At 63.6% G+C, this 21591-nt stretch carries 23 protein-coding genes and 1 pseudogene; 12 read left to right on the top strand and 12 right to left on the bottom strand.

Annotated features, from left to right (window positions below; all coding sequences use genetic code 11):
- Positions 1–158 precede the first annotated feature (158 nt).
- Both QRN70_RS14115 and QRN70_RS14120 read left to right on the top strand, forming a co-directional pair.
- Positions 159–1118 (top strand): nucleoside-specific channel-forming protein Tsx, encoded by a 960-nt coding sequence (locus tag QRN70_RS14115; protein WP_285418616.1) that lies wholly within the window; start codon positions 159–161, stop codon positions 1116–1118.
- Positions 1119–1134: 16 nt separating this feature from the next.
- The gene (locus QRN70_RS14120; RefSeq protein WP_285418617.1) at positions 1135–2157 is read left to right on the top strand and encodes a purine-nucleoside phosphorylase; all 1023 of its coding nucleotides are present in this window, start codon (positions 1135–1137) and stop codon (positions 2155–2157) included.
- Between the two features lie 127 nt (positions 2158–2284).
- On the opposite strand, the gene QRN70_RS14125 is transcribed toward QRN70_RS14120, so the two are convergent.
- The 3 genes from QRN70_RS14125 to QRN70_RS14135 form a co-directional block, all read right to left on the bottom strand.
- Positions 2285–3241 (bottom strand): quinone oxidoreductase family protein, encoded by a 957-nt coding sequence (locus tag QRN70_RS14125; RefSeq protein ID WP_285418618.1) that lies wholly within the window; start codon positions 3239–3241, stop codon positions 2285–2287.
- A 31-nt stretch (positions 3242–3272) separates the two neighbouring features.
- Positions 3273–3446: a DUF1427 family protein gene (locus QRN70_RS14130; protein ID WP_007969534.1), complete on the bottom strand. Its 174-nt coding sequence runs from the start codon at positions 3444–3446 to the stop codon at positions 3273–3275.
- 210 nt (positions 3447–3656) lie between these two features.
- A complete protein-coding gene (locus QRN70_RS14135) occupies positions 3657–4424 on the bottom strand; it encodes an AraC family transcriptional regulator (RefSeq protein ID WP_285418619.1) in 768 nt (255 codons plus the stop codon).
- Positions 4425–4569: 145 nt separating this feature from the next.
- Between QRN70_RS14135 and QRN70_RS14140 the strand changes: the two genes are divergently transcribed.
- Both QRN70_RS14140 and QRN70_RS14145 read left to right on the top strand, forming a co-directional pair.
- Positions 4570–4797, top strand: a complete 228-nt coding sequence (locus QRN70_RS14140) for a DUF6555 family protein (RefSeq protein ID WP_285418620.1) — start codon at positions 4570–4572, stop codon at positions 4795–4797.
- Between the two features lie 40 nt (positions 4798–4837).
- On the top strand, positions 4838–5110 hold the full coding sequence (locus tag QRN70_RS14145) for a hypothetical protein (RefSeq protein ID WP_285418621.1): 273 nt from the start codon (positions 4838–4840) through the stop codon (positions 5108–5110).
- Positions 5111–5134: 24 nt separating this feature from the next.
- On the opposite strand, the gene QRN70_RS14150 is transcribed toward QRN70_RS14145, so the two are convergent.
- From QRN70_RS14150 to QRN70_RS14160, 3 genes are all read right to left on the bottom strand, one after another.
- Entirely contained in the window at positions 5135–5293 is a 159-nt protein-coding gene (locus tag QRN70_RS14150; RefSeq protein WP_285418622.1) for a metallothionein, read from the bottom strand.
- Between the two features lie 171 nt (positions 5294–5464).
- Positions 5465–5920, bottom strand: a complete 456-nt coding sequence (locus tag QRN70_RS14155) for a DMT family transporter (protein WP_285418623.1) — start codon at positions 5918–5920, stop codon at positions 5465–5467.
- Positions 5921–5923: 3 nt separating this feature from the next.
- A complete protein-coding gene (locus QRN70_RS14160) occupies positions 5924–6409 on the bottom strand; it encodes a DMT family transporter (RefSeq protein ID WP_285418624.1) in 486 nt (161 codons plus the stop codon).
- A 110-nt stretch (positions 6410–6519) separates the two neighbouring features.
- Between QRN70_RS14160 and QRN70_RS14165 the strand changes: the two genes are divergently transcribed.
- Positions 6520–7455 (top strand): LysR family transcriptional regulator, encoded by a 936-nt coding sequence (locus tag QRN70_RS14165; RefSeq protein ID WP_285418625.1) that lies wholly within the window; start codon positions 6520–6522, stop codon positions 7453–7455.
- A gap of 138 nt (positions 7456–7593) precedes the next feature.
- On the opposite strand, the gene ctpM is transcribed toward QRN70_RS14165, so the two are convergent.
- Positions 7594–9276: a methyl-accepting chemotaxis protein CtpM gene (gene ctpM, locus QRN70_RS14170; protein WP_285418626.1), complete on the bottom strand. Its 1683-nt coding sequence runs from the start codon at positions 9274–9276 to the stop codon at positions 7594–7596.
- Between the two features lie 195 nt (positions 9277–9471).
- Positions 9472–10788: a Na+/H+ antiporter family protein gene (locus tag QRN70_RS14175; RefSeq protein ID WP_285418627.1), complete on the bottom strand. Its 1317-nt coding sequence runs from the start codon at positions 10786–10788 to the stop codon at positions 9472–9474.
- A 1400-nt stretch (positions 10789–12188) separates the two neighbouring features.
- Here QRN70_RS14175 and QRN70_RS27790 point away from each other — a divergent pair.
- Positions 12189–12335: pseudogene (locus tag QRN70_RS27790) on the top strand (HAMP domain-containing protein); the annotation flags it as partial.
- A gap of 102 nt (positions 12336–12437) precedes the next feature.
- A complete protein-coding gene (locus QRN70_RS27795; RefSeq protein WP_371807414.1) occupies positions 12438–13193 on the top strand; it encodes a methyl-accepting chemotaxis protein in 756 nt (251 codons plus the stop codon).
- Positions 13194–13275: 82 nt separating this feature from the next.
- On the opposite strand, the gene QRN70_RS14185 is transcribed toward QRN70_RS27795, so the two are convergent.
- Genes QRN70_RS14185 through QRN70_RS14200 form a run of 4 tightly spaced genes read right to left on the bottom strand, consistent with a single transcriptional unit; the run spans position 13276 to position 15889 of the window.
- Positions 13276–14589 (bottom strand): sensor histidine kinase, encoded by a 1314-nt coding sequence (locus QRN70_RS14185; protein WP_285418629.1) that lies wholly within the window; start codon positions 14587–14589, stop codon positions 13276–13278.
- Positions 14586–15254, bottom strand: coding sequence for a response regulator transcription factor (locus QRN70_RS14190; RefSeq protein WP_285418630.1), 669 nt, complete (start codon positions 15252–15254; stop codon positions 14586–14588). The genes QRN70_RS14185 and QRN70_RS14190 overlap by 4 nt, the downstream gene beginning before the upstream one ends.
- A 3-nt stretch (positions 15255–15257) precedes the next feature.
- Positions 15258–15569 (bottom strand): PepSY domain-containing protein, encoded by a 312-nt coding sequence (locus QRN70_RS14195; RefSeq protein WP_285418631.1) that lies wholly within the window; start codon positions 15567–15569, stop codon positions 15258–15260.
- Positions 15569–15889, bottom strand: a complete 321-nt coding sequence (locus QRN70_RS14200; protein WP_285418632.1) for a PepSY domain-containing protein — start codon at positions 15887–15889, stop codon at positions 15569–15571. The genes QRN70_RS14195 and QRN70_RS14200 overlap by 1 nt, the downstream gene beginning before the upstream one ends.
- Positions 15890–16147: 258 nt before the next feature.
- Between QRN70_RS14200 and QRN70_RS14205 the strand changes: the two genes are divergently transcribed.
- The 5 genes from QRN70_RS14205 to codA all read left to right on the top strand — a co-directional run bounded on the left by QRN70_RS14205 (position 16148) and on the right by codA (position 21479).
- Positions 16148–17227, top strand: coding sequence for a patatin-like phospholipase family protein (locus tag QRN70_RS14205; RefSeq protein WP_285418633.1), 1080 nt, complete (start codon positions 16148–16150; stop codon positions 17225–17227).
- Between the two features lie 95 nt (positions 17228–17322).
- Positions 17323–17679: a 6-carboxytetrahydropterin synthase QueD gene (gene queD, locus QRN70_RS14210; RefSeq protein WP_046042818.1), complete on the top strand. Its 357-nt coding sequence runs from the start codon at positions 17323–17325 to the stop codon at positions 17677–17679.
- Between the two features lie 211 nt (positions 17680–17890).
- Complete coding sequence (locus QRN70_RS14215) at positions 17891–18703, top strand: alpha/beta fold hydrolase (RefSeq protein WP_285418634.1); 813 nt, start codon at positions 17891–17893, stop codon at positions 18701–18703.
- Positions 18704–18946: 243 nt separating this feature from the next.
- Complete coding sequence (codB, locus tag QRN70_RS14220) at positions 18947–20218, top strand: cytosine permease (RefSeq protein ID WP_285418635.1); 1272 nt, start codon at positions 18947–18949, stop codon at positions 20216–20218.
- A 13-nt stretch (positions 20219–20231) separates the two neighbouring features.
- Entirely contained in the window at positions 20232–21479 is a 1248-nt protein-coding gene (gene codA / locus QRN70_RS14225) for a cytosine deaminase (protein ID WP_285418636.1), read from the top strand.
- The last annotated feature ends 112 nt before the right edge of the window (positions 21480–21591 follow it).

The raw sequence follows: 21591 nt of genomic DNA on the forward strand, positions 1-21591 counted from the left end.
ATCCGTCAGTTAAATCGGCGAAACCGGCGAAATTTCAGTGCATTGCAGAAACTGGTACGGCTTGTGCAAACGTTTGCGTAGCGTCGTTACCGACGTTTTCGTAACAAAACCATACAGGGCCATGATTTGCCGGCCCTGATCCGCAAAAAGGACTTTGAATGCACATCGCTCTGCACCGCCGCGCCCGTGACGCGCGCACGTTTGCTGTTTCCCTGCTACTGGCCGGCGTTACCGGATTTCTCAGCCACAGTGCACTGGCACAAGCCGCGCCCGCCGATGAATCGGCCCAGGGCGAAAGCCTCAGTCCGGACGCCAGCCCGCCCAAAAAAGGCGCATACCTGTCGGACTGGTACAACCAGGACCTGACCCTGATCGGCAGCAAGGACATCAGTTTCGGCCCGCAACCGGCCGACGATATCTACCTGGAATACGAGTACTTCGGCCGCAAGGGGCCGTTCGAACTGTACGGCTACGTCGACATTCCGAAGATCTTCAACATCGGCAACAGCCATGACAAAGGCGTCTGGGATCACGGCTCGCCGGTGTTCATGGAGCACGAACCGCGCATCTCCATCGACTACCTGGCCGGGCGCAGCCTGGCCATCGGTCCGTTCAAGGAATGGTACGTGGCGTTCGACTGGATCTACGACCACGGCAGCCGCAAGGAAAACCGCGCCAACACCCTCTACAGCGGCTTCGGCACCGACATCGACACCCATTCGCGGGTCAACCTGTCGGCCAAACTGTACGGGCGTTACCAATGGGAAAACTATGGCGCCAGCAATGAATATTCCTGGGACGGCTACCGCGCGCAGCTCAAGTACATCGTGCCGATCAGCAGCTTCAGCAACGGCGCCTCGTTGACCTACATCGGCTTCACCAACTTCGACTTCGGCTCCGACATGCACAAGGACAACCCGGCGCGCACCGCCAACGCAACGGTGGCGACCAACGTCCTGCTGTACTCCTTTACCCACCTGCGCTTCACCCTGGTCGGGCGTTACTTCCACAACGGCGGTAACTGGGAGGACGGCAGCGAGCTGAACTTCGGCGACGGCGACTTCCGTGCGCGCTCCAACGGTTGGGGTTACTACGCCGGCATCGGCTACCAGTTCTGATATCAGGAGATTTTCCATGCAAGCAATGACGCGTCTGACCCTGGCCGCTGCGGCCCTGCTCTCTTCCACCACTTGGGCCGCGCAAGCGCCGATCCAGCCGAAAGTGGTGTTGATCACCATGTTCGCGCCCGAAGCGCAGAACTGGATCGAGCGCCTGGACCTCAAGCAGGAAATCCGCGTGCCGGGCCTGTCCGCCGAGTACCCGACGATCCGCTGCAACACGCAACAGGTGTGCCTGCTGACCACCGGCATGGGCCAGACCAACGCCGCCGCTTCGACTCTGGCACTGGCGTTGTCGCCGAAATTCGACCTGCGCAAAAGCTGGTTCCTGATCGCCGGGATCGCCGGCATCAGCCCGAAACACGGGACCATCGGCACCGCCGCGTGGGCGCATTACCTGGTGGAATTCGGTACCCAATGGGAGCTGGATTCGCGCGACGCTCCGGCGAGCTGGCCAACCGGATACCTGGGCATCAACACCAAGGGACCAAACGAAAAACCGCCGCTGGACTACAAGACCGAAGTCTTCGAACTCAACCCGAAACTGCAAGCCAAAGCCTTTGCCCTGAGCCACAAGGTCGAGCTGAGCGAAAGCAAGGAGTCGGCGGCCTGGCGCCGCAAATACCCGGCGGCGCCGGCCAATCAGCCGCCGGTGGTCACCCGCTGCGACACGCTGGCGGGCAACACCTGGTTCTCCGGTACACGCCTGAGCGAACGCGCCGAGGTCTGGACTAAATTGTTGACCGACAACCACGGCGAATACTGCACTACGCAACAGGAAGACAACTCCACTTACGAAGCCCTGTTGCGCGCCAGTCGTGAAGGTCTGGTGGATGTGCAGCGTCTGGCCGTGGTGCGCGCCGGCTCCGACTTCGACCGCCCTGCTCCGGGCGGCAGCGAAGTGGACAATTTGCTGAAATACGCCGATCAGGGCGGCTTCGTGCCGGCGCTGGAAAACCTCTATCGTGCGGGTAACCCGCTGGTGCAGGACATCCTGAAAAACTGGTCGGCGTGGGAAAACGGCGTCCCGCAATCCTGAGACCAACACGAAAAAATGTGGGCGCTGGCTTACCAGCGATGGCATCAGTTCAGTCAACTTCTTCATCGACTGTTCTACCGCTATCGCTGGCAGGCCAGCTGCCACAGGTCATGCGGTGTTTGAAAGATCAGGGAATCAGAATGACTTTGTCGCCACTGCCCTGATTCACCTGCGCGTAGCTGTCCAGCCCATCCGCCAACGGCACCTCCACCAGCCCTTGCGGCAACGGCAACAGATCCTCATCGAAGAACCGCCCGAACTGCTCGAGCATCGCCGCACAGGCCTGCACGCCGTACAGCAGCGAGTTGATTCCGACCACCGAACCGCCCTTGCGGTACAGCGCCAGCGCTGGCAATTGCACGTGACCATCCACCGGTGCGGCGATGATCGCGATGCGGCCGAACGCCGCCAGTGCCGCCACCGAGGCCGGCAGCCAGAAACCGGTGGTGTCAAAGATCACGTCGGCGCCGCCGTTGTACACCGCATTGACCTGCGCGCCGAGGTCTTCAGGTTTATCCAACTGAATGGTCTGGAAGCCCTGCGCCTGCAACGCCTTGACCTGTTCCGGCCGCCGCGCCGCTGCCAGAATCTGCGCCCCGCGCACTTTGGCCAGCGCCAATGCCGCTGTCGCCACCGCACCGCCGCCGATCACCAGCAAGCGGGTTTCAGCGTTCACCAGGCTGCGTTCCAACGCATCCCAAGCGGTGGTGTACGGCACGCCGAGGCTGGCGGCCTGGGCGAAACTCAAGTGCGACGGTTTGGGTGCGACGCCATTGGCCGCCAGTTTGAGGAACTGCGCATGGGCGCCATCGGCAAAGAAGCCCAGCTCGCGCCCGGTGCCCCAGACCTCCTGGCCGATCAATGCCTGCGGCCCCTCGACCACTACACCGGCAAAATCGCGCCCGGGAATTCGCGGCAACGTGGTGTAGGGGAAACGCCCGAGTACGTTCTTCACATCGCTGGGGTTGAGGCCGGCGGCCTTGATCTCGACCAGCACTTCATCAGCACCCGGTACGGGGTTGGCGACATCGACGAAGCGCAGGGAGGACAGGTCGCCGGTTTGATCGAATTGCAGTGCTTTCATGAGGACATCCACCGAAGGGAGAAAAGGAAATTCACGACAACCAGCCGGCCACCAGTTGCCGGCCCATCGGCCACAACTGCTCGCCCGCGAGCATGCCCAGCAGACCGACCAGGGCAATGGCCGGTGGCGCCGGGGAACGGAAATCCAGCGCACCGTAGAGCAGGCCGACGCCCAGACCGATGGCCAGCGAAATCAGGTAGTTCATGGGAAAACTCCGCCGCGTGAAAGGAATGGGCAGAGTCTAGGGAAGCAACACGCTCGGTACCGGCCAAGGACTTCTGAATTTCGGCCAAATCCTCGAGTTCACTGCACTCTCCTGTGGGAGCGAGCTTGCTCGCGAAGGCGGCGGGTCAGTCCCTTCGATCTACACAGACCTACCGCTTTCGCTGGCAAGCCAGCTCCCACAGGATCGGGTTCAGGTCGTGGGGAATTGCGAAGGCGCCACACCCAGCTCGCGGCGGAACATGTCACTGAAACTGCTCGGCGAATACCCCAGCTCCCGAGCGATGGCACTCACCGGCACGCCCTGGATCAACGCCGCCACCGCCGTCGCCAGTTGCACCTGCCGCCGCCATTCGGCAAAGCCCATGCCCAGGCTGTCCTTGAACAACCGCGCCAGCGTGCGCACGCTGGCCCCAGCGTTTTGCGCATGCTGCTCGAACGGAATGTCCAGCGACGGCGCAGCCATCACCGCCTGACACAGGTTCATCAAGCGCCGGTCGGAATCATCCGGCAGCGCAATCTTCAACGATGAACGCCGCGCGCGCCTGAGTTCCAGCAACGCCAGCCCGACCAGCGCCTCGTAGTAGGCCGGTTCGCCGCTGTCGCCCTGCGCCACCAACCCGACGATCAGCTCCCGCAGCAGGCCGCCGACCTCGATCACCTGCACGGTCTCATCGAGGGTCGCCGCGAGCGCCGGGCGCAGGTAGATATTGCGCATCTGCAGGTCCGACACGACACGAATCCCGTGCGGCACCCCCGGCGGCAACCACACCGCCCGTTGTGGCGGCACCACCAGTGCCTCGTGCGGCGTCTCGACCCACATCACGCCGCTCATCGCATAGAGCAACTGGCCCCAGACATGCTCGTGCGGTTCGATGAACAGGCCACGCGGATAGGTCCGTGCCAGCGGCTGCACCGGCACCGCGGTATCACTCAGATCAGGGGGAGCGGCTAGGGCCATGGCGAGCAATCATTGGGGCTGGCGGAGGCGCCATGGTAACCAGTCCCCTGCCCGCCCGCCAACGCCCACTACCGTCGGACAATCCAACTGAATTTTCCACGCGCGCCGCGATCCCTCTAATACCACAGGGAGGAATACGGGCTTTATGAACAACGCAAAACTGTTTGTCATCGAATACACCCTTCACGGCGCCGCCAAGTCGTTCATTATCCGCTCGGACAAAATGGACAATGCCGAGGCCTGGCACTGGGCAAGCTGCGACGCGGGGGTGGGCCGCATCCCGCGCTTCGGCCGGGAAAAGGTGCAAAAGACCAGCAAGCCGATGGCGGAAAAATTCGGCGTGGAAAATGTCACCTGGCGTCCGGCCAGCTAAGCTGTGGCAGCGGCAGGATCACTTCGGGGGGGGAACACACATGACGACCATCAGCAGCCCGGCGCACCTGGACTACGGCCTGGACACCCTGTTCGGCCGGATCACCAAGAGCACCGAATGCCGGGTCGGCCTGGAGCCCGTCGCCGACGACCCCTACCGCTTCGCCCTGCGCGTCCCGGCGCCACTGCCGGAAGACCTCGAACAGGCGAAAACCATCGTCGTTCGCGTCGATGGCCGACGCCTGCATGGCACCGTCCGCCACACCGAACGGCTGGACGACGACAGCCTCAAACTGGAAGTGGAGCCCGACTAGGCTCCACTGTTTTTTGCCCGTACGTCAGCCATGGGCACACTTGCAGCCCTTGGTCGCACACTCCGTACCATTCTCATGATGATGCGCACACGCCTCGCAGCAGAAATGCTTGCCGTGGCGCACGATCGGATGCTCGCCGAGCTTGCAGTTGCATTTCGGACAGTCACAGGTTTTATCAGGCATGGGACAGACTCCTTGGGTGGTGGTTGTCTGAGGCTTGCATGCAAGCCGTCCTCCCAGTGTAGGAGTTGTCGGTGAATGCCGACGGCGAATGGCTACCGCGCGTCGAGCAGACGGCCAAGGCGCGCAGCCCTGGCCAGTGCTACCGCCCGGTCGGCTCGCAGGCAGCCAGGCTCAAGCGCTTTCCCGCACGCTGCTGCGGTACATGAAGACCAGCGCCAATCCCAGGCAGCCCATCGCCAACACGCGCGACGCGGACAACTCGATCGCCGGGTTGCCCAGCCAGCCGAAGTTGTCGATCAGCATGCCCATGCCCAACTGCCCGACAATCACCGCCACCGTCGCCACCGCCGTGCCCACCACCGGCACCGCGCCGACCATGACCATCATGTAGACCACGCCGAACAACGCTCCGCAGAGCTGCCATTTGGGCACATCGAGCAAGCTCATGGCATGCGCCGGCTCGAAAAACACAATCAACAACCCGGTCGTCACCGCCCCGACGAAAAACGTCAGCAGACTGCTGCGCAACACCCCGACCGTTTCCCCCAGCCGCCCGTTAATCGCCGCCTGCACGCTCAGCACGGCCCCGGCCAGCACCACCACCGCCAACAAAATAACCAGACTCATGATTCAACCCCGCGCGATCAGAACAAGTGCTGCCACAATCAGAACCAGCGCCAGCCAGCGCTCGGCGTTGACCTTCTTGCGCCTCGCTCCGAACCAGCCGAAATGGTCGATTAGCACACTCTTGCCGACCTGCCCGGAGAGAATCGCGATCATGGTCATGGCGATGCCGATATGCGGCGTGGCCAGCGTCAGCACGACCACGTACATCGGCCCGAGAAACCCGCCGATCAGCTGCCAGCGCGGCAGGTCCGTCAGCGCCGGACCCTTCTGCGGGCCGGCGAACAGCAGCAGCAAAAACAGAATCGCCGAGCCCACGCCAAAAATGCTCAGGGTCGCCCACAGGTGCCCGACCTGCACACCCAGCGGCCCGAGCAAGCCGGCCTCCACCGACAGGCCCATGCCGGCGAGGATCACCAACGGCAGCAACAACAGGCGCAACCCCGGTTTCGTCACCGGCGCGCTCGCACTCACTTCTTCCAACGTCTGCATAACACCCACTCAAGCGATTAAACGATGGCGCGGATTATCGGCTGGCGCCGCTGTGCGATAAATGGCAGCATCCGGACAACACTTTTGCGCAACTCGCACAGCGGAGCATCATGCACGGGCTCAACGAACTGGGATTCAAGGCACTCAGGCTGTTTGTCGCCGTGCTCGACCACGGCAGTTTTTCCGAAGTTGCGCGCCGTGAGGGCGTGGCGCCGTCATCGATCTCGCGGCAGATCCAGTTGATGGAACAGGCGCTGAACCAGCAATTGCTCTATCGCCATACCCGCGCGGTGACGCCGACCGAGGCCGGGCGCATGCTCGGCCACCATGCGCGGTTGGTGCTGGTGCAACTGGAGGAGGCCGAACAGGCGCTGCAGGAGCAGCAAAGCGAACCGACCGGCCTGGTGCGGATCAACGCCCCGGTGGTGTTCGGCCAGCGCCACCTGACGCCATGGCTCGGCCAGTTGTGTATGCGTTACCCGAAGTTGCAGCTGGATATCCAGCAGACCGACCACTACATCGACCCGCTGCAGGAAGGCGCCGACCTGCTGGTGCGCATCGGCGCGCTGCACGATTCGAGCATGCAGGCGCGAATCCTCGCGCCGCACCGCTTCCAGGTCGCCGCCAGCCCGGCGTATCTCCAGCGCCACGGCGCGCCGCAAGCCCCCGAGGATCTGGCCCGGCACCAGTGCCTGGCGTACAAGGGTGCCGCCGGTCAGCAGCGCTGGTTTTTCCGACGCGACGGCGAGGATTGGACGCCCTACTCGGTCAGCGGCCCGATCACCGGCAACCACGCCGACACCCTGACCCAGGCCGCCGTGCAAGGGTTGGGGCTGGTGATGTTTCCGTCGTGGCTGATCGGCGAAGCGGTACGCGAGGGCACGCTGGTGCCGGTGCTGAGGGACTATCAGGTGTCGAACAGCCTCGAGCCGCAGCAGATTGCCGTGCTGTGGCCGGGGAGCCGGCGGCTGTCGGTGAAGGTGCGCACGGTGATTGATTTTTTCGTCGAGTGCTTCGGCGAAGTGCCGTATTGGGACCGGCCGTGATAGATCAAGCACCACAGTCCCTGTGGGAGCTGGCTTGCCAGCGATGAGGCCGGCACATCCGTCATGGATGTCGACTGACAGGACGCCATCGCTGGCAAGCCAGCTCCCACAGGGTTTTGAGTCGAACGCTCGATGACGTCAGATGCGGAACTGCCCCACCAGTTTGCCCAGCCGCTGGCCGAGGTCGGCCAGGCTGCGCGAGGTCTGTGCGCCCAACTGAGTTTCGTCGGCGACGTTATCCACCGCCACCGCAATCTGGTGCACGCTGCGGTTGATCTCTTCGGCCACGGCCGTCTGCTCCTCGGCAGCGCTGGCAATCTGTGCGTTCATCGAGTTGATGGTGGCGATCAGTTGCGCCATGGTGTCCAACGACGCACCGGCCTGGTTGGCCTGGGCCGAAGTGCCGTCACCGGCCTCGCTGGAACGGCGCATGGCCTCCACCGCCGACTGCGTGCCGGCCTGCAGGCGGTCGATCATGCCCTGGATTTCCTGCGTGCTGATCTGCGTACGACTGGCCAGCGCCCGCACCTCATCGGCGACCACGGCAAAACCGCGCCCGGCCTCCCCCGCCCGCGCCGCTTCAATGGCGGCGTTCAGCGCCAGCAGGTTGGTCTGCTCGGCAATCGAGCGGATCACCCCGAGCACACCGACAATCGATGACACGTCCTGCTGCAGGCTATCGAGCGATACGCCACTGCTGCGAATGTCATCGACCAAGGCATGAATCTGCTGAATGCTGCCGGCCACCACACGCTTGGCGGCCTGGCCTTCTTCGTCGGTCTGCTGGGCGGCGACCGCGGCGTTCTGGGCGCTCTTGGCCACTTCCTGCGCGGCGGCGGACATCTGGTTGATCGCCGTCGCCACCTGATCGGTCTCGTGGCGCTGACGCTCCATGGCCTGGTCGGAACGCTGAGCCTGATCCGACACCTGGGTCACCAGCCCGGTCAGTTGCGTGGTCATCTCGGTGATCTGCCGCACCAGGCCGTGGATCTTGTCGACGAAGCGGTTGAACGAGCCGGCCAGTTCACCGAGTTCATCCTGGCTGGTGAGGGTCAGCCGTCGGGTCAGGTCGCCCTCGCCTGCCGCGATGTCGTCGAGGTTGGCTTTCATCAGGGTCAGCGGCCGCAGGATGGTATTGGCCAGCAGCAGCCCCGCCACGGCAATCAGCAACAGCATCACCACCGCCACGCCGGCGATGCTCAGCACCACGCCTTCCATGCGTTCCTGGACCTGGGCCTGGACCAGCGCCACCTGCGCCTCGATGCCGTCGAGGTTGACCGACGTACCGACCGCCATGTCCCACTTGGGCAGGTATTCGGTGTAGCCGAGCTTCGGCACCAGCACTTGCGCATTGCCCGGCAGCGGCGAGCTGTATTGCAGGTAGTGGGTGCCGTCCTTCGCCACTTTCACCAGGTCGCGGTTGACGTAGACGCCGTTCGGATCGCGGTTGTCCTTGAAGCTCTTGCCCACGCCGTCGGGGTCGTTGGCCTTGAACAGGCGCACGGTCTCGGAGTCGTAGCCGAAGAAATAGCCGTCCTTGCCGTACTTGATGCCTGAGAGCAGCTTGATCGCCTGCGCCCGCGCGGCGGCATCGCCCGGCGCAGCGGCGTCGTAGAGTGGCTTGATCGTGGTCATCGCCACGGCAACGTAACTGGCCAGGGTCGCCTTGGCGTCGCCCAGCAGACGTTCGCGGGTCTGCTCGACTTCCTTGTGCGCCTGCTCCTGCAGGATCAACAGTGTGGTCAGGCTGATGACCAGCGCAAAGAGCAATACCGGGAGAACGGCAAGGGACAGGACTTTAGCCTTGAGACTCAAGCGCATGGGGGCTCACTCTTTTGGTTTTATTGGCGTGGTTAAAGGCTTTAACGGCACGCAAAAGCAAAAGTTGAGTCTGGGCGATGGCCTGCTGTCCCGGTGGCAGCGAGCCTGCTCGCGAAGGCATCGTGTCAGTCAGCGTGTGCCTGGCTGGCATAGCACTTTGGCGAGCGGGCTCGCTCCCACCGGGGACTTTCGGGGTCAGAGCACCATTGCGGCCACCCAGCCGAACGCCAGCAGCGGCAGGTTGTAGTGCAGGAACGTCGGCACCACGGTGTCCCAGATGTGGTGATGCTGACCGTCGATGTTGAGGCCGGAGGTCGGCCCGAGGGTCGAGTCCGAGGCCGGCGAACCGGCGTCGCCCAACGCACCGGCCGTACCGACGATGCACACGATGGCAATCGGGCTGAAGCCCAGCTGCACGCACAGCGGGACAAAAATCGCCGCGAGAATCGGCACCGTGGAAAACGACGAACCAATCCCCATGGTCACCAACAGCCCGACCAGCAGCATCAGCAAGGCACCGATGCCCTTGCTGTGATTGATCCACGCAGCGGACGACTCGACCAGGGTCTGCACCTCCCCGGTGGCCTTCATCACTTCGGCGAATCCGGACGCGGCGATCATGATGAAGCCGATCATCGCCATCATTTTCATGCCTTCGGTGAACAGGTCATCGGTTTCGCGCCACTTGACGATGCCGGACGCGGAAAAGATCAGGAAACCGGCCAGCGCACCGATAATCATCGAATCCAGCAGCAGCTGAATGATGAACGCCGCCGCGATGGCGACACCGGCGATCAGCAGGCTACGCGGGTTGTATTGCACCGCCACTTGCTCGACCTGCTCGATTTTCGCCAGGTCATAGACGCGCTTCCTGCGATAGCTGATGAAGGCGATACCCAGGCCCACCAGCATGCCCAGCGCCGGGATGCCCATGGCGTGGGTGACATTGATTCCGCTGATGTCGACGCCACTGCGGGCGACGTTGGCCAGCAGGATCTCATTGAGAAAGATGTTGCCGAAGCCTACCGGCAGAAACATGTACGGGGTAATCAGGCCGAAGGTCATGACGCAGGCGATCAGGCGGCGGTCGAGCTGCAGCTTGGTCAGGACGTAGAGCAGCGGCGGTACCAGCAGCGGAATGAACGCAATGTGGATCGGTAGGATGTTCTGCGAAGCAATCGCCACCACCCACAGCAGGCCGATCAGTAGCCATTTGACGCTGCCGCCACCGCTGGCGTGCTGGCGGTCGACCATCGCCAGTGCCTTGTCGGCCAACGCATGGGCCAGGCCGGACTTGGCAATCGCCACGGCGAAAGCGCCGAGCAACGCGTAGGACAACGCCACGGTCGCCCCGCCGCCCAGGCCGCTGTTGAACGCCTTGAGCGTGGCGTCGATACCCAGGCCGCCGGTCAGGCCACCGACCAGCGCACCGACGATCAACGCGATCACCACATGCACCCGGGACAGGCTGAGGATCAGCATGATGCCGACCGCAGCAATCACTGCATTCATTTCACTACCTCAAGAAACACTGCGATGCAAAACACACCGCCAGACAGGATGAGTCCGCCCACGGAGCACCGGCGGATTTGCAAAGAGGGTCTTATTAGAAGGGCGCGCACTGTGAATGAAGCAGCGCCAAGCTGCAAGTCACAAGCTGCAGGCTTTGGCGTTTTTTCACATGCAGCTTGCGGCTCGAAGCTCAAGAAAGCTGTTCCTGGGCCGTTACAGTGCAAAGTCTCAGATATTTATCGAATAAGGACGTTTCCATGTCGCTCAGACAACTTTCCATCCAATGGAAAATCACCCTGCTCGCCGGGCTGTGCCTGGCCGGTATCGTGACCTTGTTGGTGGGTCTTTCGCTGTACCGCATGGAGCACAGCACCGCGCTGGTGAAGGCCGCCAGCATGGAGATGCTCACCGAATCGGCCCAGGCGCGCATCGAATCCCAGGGCGAGGTCCAGGCCGCCGGCATTCGCCAGCAGTTCATGGACGCCTACCAGTACGGCCACGGCTTCTCGCGGCAGGTGCTGTTCCTGCGGGAACAGGCCGAGAAGCGTTTCCTCGACGCCTTCGACCTGCGCGAAGACATGACCCGTCAGGTCAAGTCGGCGCTGCAGGCCAACCCGGAACTGCTCGGCCTGTCGCTGGTGTTTGAAGCCAATGGCCTCGACGGCAAGGACGAACTGTTCGCCGGGCAAGCGGAACTGGGCAGCAACGACAAGGGCCGCTTCGCCCTCTACTGGTCGCAGCCGACGCCGGGCAAGGTCACGTCGATGGCGTTGCCGGAAAGCGACATGAGCGACACCAGTACCGGCCCCAGCGGCCAGGCTGCCAACGCCTGGTTCACCTGCCCGCGCACCACGCTCAAGCCGTGCGTGATCGAGCCGTACTTCTATGTGATCGACGGCCAGAAAGTGCTGATGACCAGCATCGTCTTCCCGCTGCAGGTCAACGGCAAAGTGATCGCCTCGCTGTCGGTGGACATCAACCTCAACAGCCTGCAGGCGGTGAGTCAGGGCGCCAGCCAGAAACTCTATGACGGCCAGACCGCCGTGAGCATCATCAGCCCGGCCGGCCTCCTCGCCGGCCACAGCCCGGACGCCGGCAAACTCAGCCAGCGCCTGGATGCCGTGGATCCCGCCAGCGGCGCCGAACTGCTGCGCCTGCTGGCGGCCAGCAGCAGCGTCAGCAGCCTGCACAGCAACGGCCAGTTGAAAGTCCTGTCGCCGTTCCAGCCGATCCCCGGCGGCCCGGCGTGGGGCGTGTTGCTCGATGTGCCGGAGAAGGTCCTGGTCAGCCGCGCCGAAGCGCTCAAGCAGCAACTGGATGCAAGCAACCGTTCCGGCACGCTGATCGAACTGAGCCTTGGCGTGCTGGCCGCGCTGGTCGGTTTGCTCCTGGTGTGGCTGATGGCGCGCAGCGTGACCCGACCGATCCTCGGCGTGGCGCACATGCTCGAAGACATCGCCAGCGGCGAAGGCGACCTGACCCGGCGTCTGGCCTATGACAAGCAGGATGAGCTCGGCCAGTTGGCCGGCTGGTTCAACCGCTTCCTCGACAAGTTGCAGCCGATCATTGCCGAGGTGAAACGCTCGGTGCAGGACGCGCGCAACACCGCCGACCAGTCCTCGGCCATCGCCACCCAGACCAGCGCCGGCATGGAGCAGCAGTATCGCCAGGTCGATCAGGTCGCCACCGCCTCGCATGAAATGAGCGCCACCGCCCAGGACGTCGCCCGCAGCGCCGCGCAAGCCGCCGAAGCGGCCAAGGACGCCGACCGCGCGACCCGCCAGGGCCTCACCGTGATCGATCGTACAACCGCCAGCATCGACACCCTCGCCGCCGACATGAGCGCGGCGATGGTGCAGGTCGAAGGTCTGGCCGCCAACAGCGAGAAGATCGGCACCGTGCTGGAAACCATTCGCGCCATCGCCGAACAGACCAACCTGCTGGCGCTCAACGCCGCCATCGAAGCGGCGCGTGCCGGTGAGGCCGGACGCGGATTTGCGGTGGTCGCCGATGAGGTGCGCAACCTCGCGCGGCGCACTCAGGAATCGGTGGAAGAAACCCGTCAGGTCATCGAACAATTGCAGAACGGCACCCAGGACGTGGTCGGCTCAATGGGCAACAGCCATCGTCAGGCCCAGGGCAGTGTCGAGCAGGTCGGCCAGGCGGTGACCGCGCTGCGCCAGATCGGTGATGCGGTGACGGTGATCAGCGACATGAACCTGCAGATCGCCAGCGCTGCCGAGGAACAGAGCGCGGTGGCCGAGGAAATCAACAACAACGTGGCGACCATTCGCGACGTCACCGAGTCGCTGTCCGGGCAGGCGAATGAGTCGGCGCGGGTGAGCCAGTCGCTCAACAGCCTGGCCAATCAGCAGCAGAGTCTGATGGATCAGTTTCGGGTTTGATTCAACGGTTGCGGGGTGCCGGTCGGCCCCCCCGCTCACGGTAGAGACCGGTACACCCTTTTCCGTGAGGGGCTGTTGGGGCTCAACGCCGGGGCAACTCGATCACCACCTGCAGCCCGCCCCACTCGCTTTCCCCCAGCACCAGCAACCCGCCCCACGTCTCGACGATATCCCGCACGATCCCCAGCCCCAGGCCATGCCCGTCAGTCTGCTCGTCGAGCCGCGTGCCGCGGCTGAACACCTGGGCGCGCTGCTCCTGGGGAATCCCCGGCCCGTCGTCTTCCACGCTGAAGGCAAAGCCATCGGTGCGCTCGATCACACTCAGGCGTACCTCGGCATCCGCCCACTTGCAGGCGTTGTCCAGCAAGTTGCCGAGCAGCTCCAGCAAGTCCTCGCGGTCCCACGGCAAGCGCAGCCCCGTCGGCGCAACGTAGCTCAGCGCCAGGTGCTCGCCGTGAATCATGTTCAGCGTCGCCAGCAGTCCCGGCAGTTCCGCATCGCAATCGAACAGGGCACCCGGCAACGCATCGCCGGACAACCGGGCGCGATTGAGTTCGCGATTGAGGCGCTGTTGCACCTGCTCCAATTGTTCCTTGAGGATCCGCCGCAGCTCTGGATGACCGTCGAGTTTTTCGCTGGAAGCCAGACTCAGCAGCACCGCCAACGGCGTTTTCAGCGCATGCCCGAGATTGCCCAGGGCATTGCGCGAACGCTTGAGGCTGTCTTCGGTGTGCGCCAGCAAATGGTTGATCTGCGCCACCAGCGGCTCCAGCTCTGCCGGCACTTGTTCATCGAGTTGCGAACGCTGACCCTGCTGCAACTGAGCGATTTGCTCGCGCGCCTTTTCCAGCGGTCGCAAGGCGCGGCGCACGGTCAGGCGTTGCAGCAGGAGGATCAGCAGCAGCCCCGCCAGGCCGAGCCCGACGCCGATCTGGCGCATGCGCTGGAAACTCTCACGCACCGGCGTGTAGTCCTGGGCCACGCTGATCGAAATCGACTGGCCGAGGCGCCGATAGTCCGAACGCAGCACCAGCAACTGCTGACCGTCCGGGCCCAGTTGCAGATTGCTGTGCAGGCCCGGATGGTCGAGGCGCGGCAGCTCCTGATCCCACAACGAGCGCGACCGCCAATGGCTGTCGGCAAAATCGATGCGGAAGTAATGCCCGGAAAACGGCCGCTGATAGGCCGGCGACAGGTGCCGCTCATCCAGCTGCAAACCTTGCGGGCCGCGCACCAGCGCCACCAGCAGGTTTTCGCTGTCGTTGCGCAGTCCGGCTTCGAGATAGCGCTGCAGGCCGACTTCGAACAGCCACAGGCTGGTTTGCGCCAGCACCAGGCCGACGATCACCATCACGCTGACCAGGCCCAGGCTCAAGCGGCGCTGGATCGACCTCACGAAGCCTGCCCGCCGAACAGGTAACCCTGGCCGCGACGGGTTTCGATGACGCTGCGCCCGAGCTTGCGGCGCAAGTGATTGACGTGCACTTCGAGCACGTTGGAGTCGCGCTCGGTTTCACCGTCGTAGAGGTGTTCGGCGAGGTGGCTTTTCGACAGGATCTGCTCCGGGTGCAGCATGAAATAGCGCAGCAGACGGAATTCGGCGGCGGTCAGCTGGATGTCGGTACCGTCGCGCACGACGCACTGACGGCCCTCGTCCAGGTGCAGGCCGGCGGCCTTGAGCGTCGGCTGGTTGGCCTGGCCCTTGGAGCGGCGCAGCAGCGACTGGATGCGCAGGTGCAGTTCTTCCGGGTGGAACGGCTTGCTCAGGTAATCGTCGGCGCCGGCCTTCAGGCCTTCGATGCGCTCGGCCCAGGAATCACGCGCGGTCAGGATCAGCACCGGCGTGGCCAGCCCGCCGGCGCGCCATTGCGCCAGCACCTCGAGCCCCGGCACGCCGGGCAGGCCGAGATCGAGGATAATCAGGTCATAGGGCTCGCTGCTGCCCTGATACACCGCGTCGCGCCCGTCCGCCAGCCAGTCCACCGCGTAGCCCTGGCGTTGCAGGCCGGCCAGCAGTTCGTCGGCCAGCGGTACGTGGTCTTCCACGAGAAGCAAACGCATCGATCAATCTTCCTTGTCTTTCACCAGTTCGCCGGTATCGGCCTTCAGATGGAGCTCGCGCGCCACCCCTTCGACAGTCAGCAACTCGACTTCATAAACATAGACGTCGTGCTTCTCTTCCAGCTCGACTTCCAGCAGTTTCGCGCCGGGGTAGCGGTCCAGCGCTGTTTGCAGCACGTGCTCGAGCGGCAGGATCACACCCTGCTGACGCAGGCGCAGGGCCTCGTCCTGGTCCAGGTCGCGGGCCAGCGCCGCCGAACAAAAAATCAGAAGCGCCAGGGCAGTCCGACTGCTGGCGCGAGCATTGAGCTTCATTACGTATCCTGATGATCCTTGAGCACTTGCCCGCTGACCGCGTCCAATTCCAGGTCCCACTCCAGCCCTTGCGGATCGCGCAGATCGACCTGGTAGAGGTACTTGCCGTACTTCTCTTCCAGCTCGGTGTCGGAGATCGTGGAACCCGGATGCCGGGCCAGCGCCGTGGCATTGAGCTGCTCGAAAGGCTGAATAGTACCAGCGTCGCGCAGTCGCTGGGCTTCATCGGGATGCACATCACGGGCATGGGCCAGGCCGGCGCCGAGGCCGAGGCCGAGGCCGATCAGCGAGGCAAGGGACAGGGCAGTCAGGGTTTTCATGGTGTCTCCGTATTTTTATGTGCTACGGGGCGCCACCTTAACGGGATGAACTTAACTGAAACTGAATTGCCATCATTGCTCCAGCTCAACGCCTGTCACCGCCGGGCGGCGATCTGTGCACCGTGAGCGCACCCCCGCTGCGCACACGCATGCAGCCCTGAATGCTGCGCCTGCGCCTGGCGCGCAAACCTCGGCAACGCCTGCAGTGTTGCGCAACATGTGCTTATAATTGTTCGCTTGCTATCGATCGAGACCGGTATGACCGCCATCCACATCAAGTTTCCCGCCCTTACCCTCAAGGCCGGCCCACGGGCCATGGCGCGCATCCGGGCCCAGGGCCTGCACGCCGCCGACGTCGGCACCCTGCCCGGCGCCGCTGGCGGGCCGAAGGCGCTGGGGATTCAGGGGCTGGACCTGGCGTTGTTCGGCGAATGGTTGCCAAGCGCGCCACGCGAGCGCTCGCTGATCGGTGCCTCGGTAGGTTCCTGGCGCTTCGCCAGCGCCTGTTTGCCGGATGCCGCCGAAGGCATTCGTCGCCTCGGTCATCTGTATACCGAGCAGAATTTCAACAAAGGCGTGACCATCAGCGACGTCAGTCGCAGCTCGCAGCGCATGCTCGATGACCTGCTCGACGGGCGCGATGCGGTACTGCTCGACAACGCCCATTACCGCTTGAACATCATGGTGGTCAAAAGCCACGGCGGGCTGGCGGATGACCATCGCGGACGGCTCGGGCTGGCGCTGGGCTCGGTCATCGCCGACAACCTGCGCGGTCGTGCACGGCTGGCGCGGCACTTCGAACGGCTGATCATCCACGATCCGCGCCTGGCGCCGCCGGTCAACGCTCTGCATGACTTTCCCTCGCGTTTCATCGCGCTCAATGCCGGCAATCTGCGTCAGGCGCTGCTGGCGTCCGGTTCGATTCCGATGGTCATGGAAGGCGTGCGCGACCTGCCGGGCGCCGGCGCCGGCACGTTCCGCGACGGCGGCCTGCTCGACTATCACCTCGACCTGCCCTACAGCGGCGACGGCATCGTGCTCTATCCGCACTTCACCGACCGGGTGATTCCCGGCTGGTTCGACAAGACCTTGCCTTGGCGCAAAGCCTCGGTGGAGCGTTTGCAGGACGTGCTGTTGCTGGCACCGTCGAAGGAATACCTGGCGCGCCTGCCCTACGGCAAGCTGCCCGACCGTAACGACTTCAAGCGCTTCATGGGTGATGCACCGAGCCGGCAGAAATACTGGCGGGCGGCGATGGACGAGAGCCGCCGGCTGGGCGACGAGTTTCTCGAACTGAGCGCCAGCGGTCGCCTCGCCGAGCGCTTGCTGACCCTTTAGTCAGTGTTTTCCCGCACCGCCGGAAACAAGCTGGTAAACTCGCCGCCTGCCCGAATCGCTGCGGCGAACGCCACCTGAACAGAGCCGAAAAAACTGTGGAAATCTTCAAGGAATTTACTTTCGAATCCGCCCACCGCCTGCCGCACGTACCGGACGGCCACAAGTGCGGACGCCTGCATGGCCACTCGTTCAAAGTGGCGATTCACCTGAGCGGCGACCTCGATCCGCACACTGGCTGGATTCGTGATTTCTCCGAGATCAAGGCGATCTTCAAGCCGCTGTACGAGCGCCTGGACCACAACTACCTGAACGACATCCCGGGTCTGGAAAACCCGACCAGCGAAGTCCTGGCCAAATTCATCTGGCAGGAATTGAAGCCACTGCTGCCGGAACTCAGCGCCATCCGCATTCACGAAACCTGCACCAGCGGTTGCATCTATCGCGGTGAGTGACCTTTTCGAGAGATCACCGAAAAATCCGTGGCAGCGGGCCGGCTCGCGAATGCGCTCTGCCAGTCACACAAATGTTGACTGAGACAATGTCTTCGCGAGCAGGCTCGCTCCCACAGGGATTGGCGCCGTGTCAGTAAATGAATAAACAGCCCTCGCGGCTGTTTTTTTAGGCCTATGCTTTTTGGCTCAAACCCGCCAAGAGGACAGGCCGATGACGGACTGGCTGCTGGATCAAGTCTTCGATTTCAACGGGCACCCCATACGTCATGCCGTGCGCGGTGACGGCCCGCCGCTGGTGTTCGTGCATGGCACGCCGTTTTCGTCGTATGTGTGGCACCGCATCGCGCCGTATTTCTTCGCCACGCATCGGGTTCACTACTTCGACCTGCTGGGTTACGGGCGCTCCGCGCAACCGAATGCCGACGTTTCCCTCGGCGTGCAGAATCAGCTGCTCTCGCAGTTGCTCGAACACTGGCACATCCAGCGCCCGGACGTGGTCGCCCACGACTTCGGCGGTGCCACCGCACTGCGCGCGCACTTGCTCGATGGCAAGGACTACCGCAGCCTGACCCTGATCGACCCGGTGGCATTGACGCCGTGGGGTTCGCCGTTCGTGCAGCATGTGCGCCAGCATGAAGCGGCGTTCAGCGGCCTGCCGGATTACATTCAGCGCGCGATCGTCCCGACGTACATTCGCGGGGCGATTCACCGCGACATCCCCGACGGCGAACTGGCGCCCTATGTGCAGCCGTGGCTCGGCGCTCAGGGGCAAGCGGCGTTCTATCGGCAGATCGCGCAGATGGACGAACGCTATACCCGCGAGGCCGAACCGCTGTACCCGAGCATCCGCTGCCCGGTGCAGATTCTCTGGGGTGAAGAGGATCAGTGGATTCCCATCGAGCGTGGTCTAGCGTTACACACGCTGATCCCCGGCGCGCAATTTCACCCAATCGCCAACGCCGGCCATCTGGTTCAGGAAGACGCGCCGGAAGCCATCGTCGCCGCCCTGCTGCGCTTTCTCTGACCCAACACCCATCCCTTGTAGGAGCGAGCCTGCTCGCGAAAGCGGAATATCAGCCACTGCAGATATCGCCTGATACGCCGCCTCCGCGAACAGGCTCGCTCCCACATTGGGCTCGGGTGCATTCAGTTGCACCGCTTTCGCGCCAATCCATGTGTCTCGTCTATACATAACCCGCGCCAATCAGCATTTGGCACGACCACTGCAACCCGCTTCGCGTCTCCCCTCTTCAGCAAGGAACGCCCCATGACGCAGAACGATCCCGGCAACGACTACCCGCTCAGCGAAGTCCCGATGCATGCACGCAAAGGCCTGGCCTCCACGGCGATGGTGCTCCTGGGCTTCACCTTCTTTACCGCCACCATGTTTGCCGGCGGCAAGCTCGGTGTGGCGTTCAGTTTTGGCGAGATGCTGGCGGTGATCATCGTCGGCAACCTGCTGCTCGGTCTGTATGCGGCAGGGCTGGGTTATATCGCCTTCAAGAGCGGTCTGAATTCCGTGCTCATGGGCCGATTCTGTTTTGGTGAAGTCGGCAGCAAGCTCAGCGACCTGATCCTCGGTTTCACCCAGATCGGCTGGTACGCCTGGGGCACCGCGACCGCTGCGGTGGTGCTGGGCAAATACTTCGCGCTGGAGCAAGGCACCGTGCTCGGCTTGATGGTGCTGTTCGGCCTGGTCTTCTGCGCCACAGCCTATGTCGGTTATCGCGGGCTGGAGATCCTGTCCTACATCGCGGTGCCGGCGATGATGTTGCTGCTGATGCTGTCGATGTGGGTGGCGACCGTGAAAGTCGGTGGCCTCGAGGGTTTGCTCAGCGTGGTGCCGACGGGTTCGCTGGATTGGTCGACCGCCATCACCCTGGTATTCGGCACCTTCGTCAGCGGCGCGACCCAGGCCACTAACTGGACACGCTTTTCGCGCTCGGCACGGGTCGCGGTGTTGGCCAGCCTGATCGGCTTCTTCGTCGGCAATGGCCTGATGGTGTTGATCGGCGCCTATGGTGCGATCGTCTATCAACAACCCGACGTGGTGGAAGTGTTACTGCTGCAAGGCTTCGCCATGGCCGCGATGGCCATGCTGTTGCTGAATATCTGGAGCACCCAGGACAACACCATCTACAACTTCGCCGTCGCCGGCTGCAACCTGCTGCGCACCGGGCGGCGCAAGACCGTGACCCTGGCCGGCGCGCTGATCGGCACCCTGCTCGCCCTGCTGGGCATGTACGACATGCTGGTGCCGTACCTGATTCTGCTCGGCACGGTGATCCCGCCCATCGGCGGCGTGATCATGGCGGACTTTTTCTTCCGCTGGCGCGGCCGCTACCCGCGCCTGGCCGACGCCCGGCTGCCGGCGTTCAACTGGCCGGGGCTGGGGGCTTACGCGGTCGGTACGCTCGCCGCGTTTCACTCACCGTGGGTCGCGCCGCTGGTGGGGATCGCCGCTGCCGCGTTAACGTATATCGCAGTGACCGGCCTGCTCGGCGCCCGCAACGCGGCCGCCCCTCTACAAGATCTATAAAAGGATTCGCCCGATGCACATCATCAACGCCCGACTGCGCAACCAGGAAGGTCTGCACGAACTGCACCTCGAAGACGGCCTGATCCGCAGCATCGCCCGGCAGACCGAAGCGCCGTCCCTCGGCCCCGACGACCTCGATGCCGGCGGCAATCTGGTGGTGCCGCCCTTCGTCGAGCCACACATCCACCTCGACGCCACGCTGACCGCCGGTGAGCCGCGCTGGAACATGAGTGGGACGCTGTTCGAAGGCATCGAGTGCTGGGGCGAGCGCAAGGTCACCATCACCGAAGAAGACACCAAGACCCGCGCCAAGAAAACCATCCAGGCCCTGGCGGCTCACGGCATTCAGCACGTGCGCACCCACGTCGACGTCACCGACCCGCAGCTCACCGCGCTCAAGGCCATGCTCGAAGTGCGCGAAGAATCCCGGCATCTGATCGACCTGCAAATCGTCGCGTTCCCCCAGGAAGGCATCGAGTCGTTCCGCAACGGTCGCGAGCTGATGGCAGAAGCGATCCGCATGGGCGCCGACGTGGTCGGTGGCATCCCGCATTTCGAATACACCCGCGACCAGGGCGTCAGTTCGGTGAAGTTCCTGATGGACCTGGCCGAACGCACCGGCTGCCTGGTGGACGTGCATTGCGACGAAACCGACGACCCGCACTCGCGCTTTCTCGAAGTGCTGGCCGAAGAGGCCCGCAGCCGTGACATGGGCGCGCTCGTGACGGCCAGCCACACCACGGCGATGGGCTCCTACGACAACGCCTACTGCGCCAAACTGTTCCGCCTGCTCGGCCATTCCGGGATCAGTTTTGTCTCCTGCCCGACCGAGAGCATTCACTTGCAGGGACGCTTCGACAACTTCCCCAAACGCCGTGGCGTGACCCGCGTCAACGAGCTGCTCGAAGCCGGCATGAACGTCTGCTTCGGCCAGGACTCGATCGTCGACCCGTGGTATCCCCTGGGCAACGGCAACATCCTGCGCGTGCTTGAGGCCGGTCTGCACATCTGCCACATGCTCGGCTATCGCAACCTGCAAAGTGCTCTGGACCTGGTCACCGACAACAGCGCCAGGGCCATGCACCTCGGTGAGCGCTACGGCTTGGAACAGGGCCGCCCGGCCAACCTGCTGATCCTGTCGGCCGACAGCGACTACGAAGTGATCCGCAGCCAGGGTTTGCCGCTGTATTCGATTCGCGGCGGCAAGGTGCTGATGAAGCGGCAGATGCCGGTGGTGGAGTTCAACAGCGAACATATCTGAAAGGGTTGTCAGGCTGATGGCCTCTTCGCTGGCAAGCCAGCTCCCACAGTATTCAGCAGAGGACGCGTGATTTGTGTTCACCACACAACCCTGTGGGAGCTGGCTTGCCAGC

This window comes from Pseudomonas sp. efr-133-TYG-5, from assembly GCF_030209175.1.
In the GTDB taxonomy this organism is placed as follows: domain Bacteria; phylum Pseudomonadota; class Gammaproteobacteria; order Pseudomonadales; family Pseudomonadaceae; genus Aquipseudomonas.

Bases quoted from the DNA above. Each gene is read 5' to 3' on its own strand.
- QRN70_RS14125 (WP_285418618.1), bottom strand. From the start codon at position 3,241: ATGAAAGCACTGCAATTCGATCAAACCGGCGACCTGTCCTCCCTGCGC.
- QRN70_RS14165 (WP_285418625.1), top strand. From the start codon at position 6,520: ATGCACGGGCTCAACGAACTGGGATTCAAGGCACTCAGGCTGTTTGTC.
- ctpM (WP_285418626.1), bottom strand. From the start codon at position 9,276: ATGCGCTTGAGTCTCAAGGCTAAAGTCCTGTCCCTTGCCGTTCTCCCG.
- QRN70_RS14160 (WP_285418624.1), bottom strand. From the start codon at position 6,409: ATGCAGACGTTGGAAGAAGTGAGTGCGAGCGCGCCGGTGACGAAACCG.
- QRN70_RS14175 (WP_285418627.1), bottom strand. From the start codon at position 10,788: ATGAATGCAGTGATTGCTGCGGTCGGCATCATGCTGATCCTCAGCCTG.
- QRN70_RS14120 (WP_285418617.1), top strand. From the start codon at position 1,135: ATGCAAGCAATGACGCGTCTGACCCTGGCCGCTGCGGCCCTGCTCTCT.
- QRN70_RS14200 (WP_285418632.1), bottom strand. From the start codon at position 15,889: ATGAAAACCCTGACTGCCCTGTCCCTTGCCTCGCTGATCGGCCTCGGC.
- QRN70_RS14140 (WP_285418620.1), top strand. From the start codon at position 4,570: ATGAACAACGCAAAACTGTTTGTCATCGAATACACCCTTCACGGCGCC.
- QRN70_RS14205 (WP_285418633.1), top strand. From the start codon at position 16,148: ATGACCGCCATCCACATCAAGTTTCCCGCCCTTACCCTCAAGGCCGGC.
- QRN70_RS14215 (WP_285418634.1), top strand. From the start codon at position 17,891: ATGACGGACTGGCTGCTGGATCAAGTCTTCGATTTCAACGGGCACCCC.
- QRN70_RS14115 (WP_285418616.1), top strand. From the start codon at position 159: ATGCACATCGCTCTGCACCGCCGCGCCCGTGACGCGCGCACGTTTGCT.
- QRN70_RS14130 (WP_007969534.1), bottom strand. From the start codon at position 3,446: ATGAACTACCTGATTTCGCTGGCCATCGGTCTGGGCGTCGGCCTGCTC.
- QRN70_RS14145 (WP_285418621.1), top strand. From the start codon at position 4,838: ATGACGACCATCAGCAGCCCGGCGCACCTGGACTACGGCCTGGACACC.
- codA (WP_285418636.1), top strand. From the start codon at position 20,232: ATGCACATCATCAACGCCCGACTGCGCAACCAGGAAGGTCTGCACGAA.
- QRN70_RS14190 (WP_285418630.1), bottom strand. From the start codon at position 15,254: ATGCGTTTGCTTCTCGTGGAAGACCACGTACCGCTGGCCGACGAACTG.
- QRN70_RS14150 (WP_285418622.1), bottom strand. From the start codon at position 5,293: ATGCCTGATAAAACCTGTGACTGTCCGAAATGCAACTGCAAGCTCGGC.
- QRN70_RS14155 (WP_285418623.1), bottom strand. From the start codon at position 5,920: ATGAGTCTGGTTATTTTGTTGGCGGTGGTGGTGCTGGCCGGGGCCGTG.
- QRN70_RS14135 (WP_285418619.1), bottom strand. From the start codon at position 4,424: ATGGCCCTAGCCGCTCCCCCTGATCTGAGTGATACCGCGGTGCCGGTG.
- codB (WP_285418635.1), top strand. From the start codon at position 18,947: ATGACGCAGAACGATCCCGGCAACGACTACCCGCTCAGCGAAGTCCCG.
- QRN70_RS27795 (WP_371807414.1), top strand. From the start codon at position 12,438: ATGGAGCAGCAGTATCGCCAGGTCGATCAGGTCGCCACCGCCTCGCAT.
- QRN70_RS14195 (WP_285418631.1), bottom strand. From the start codon at position 15,569: ATGAAGCTCAATGCTCGCGCCAGCAGTCGGACTGCCCTGGCGCTTCTG.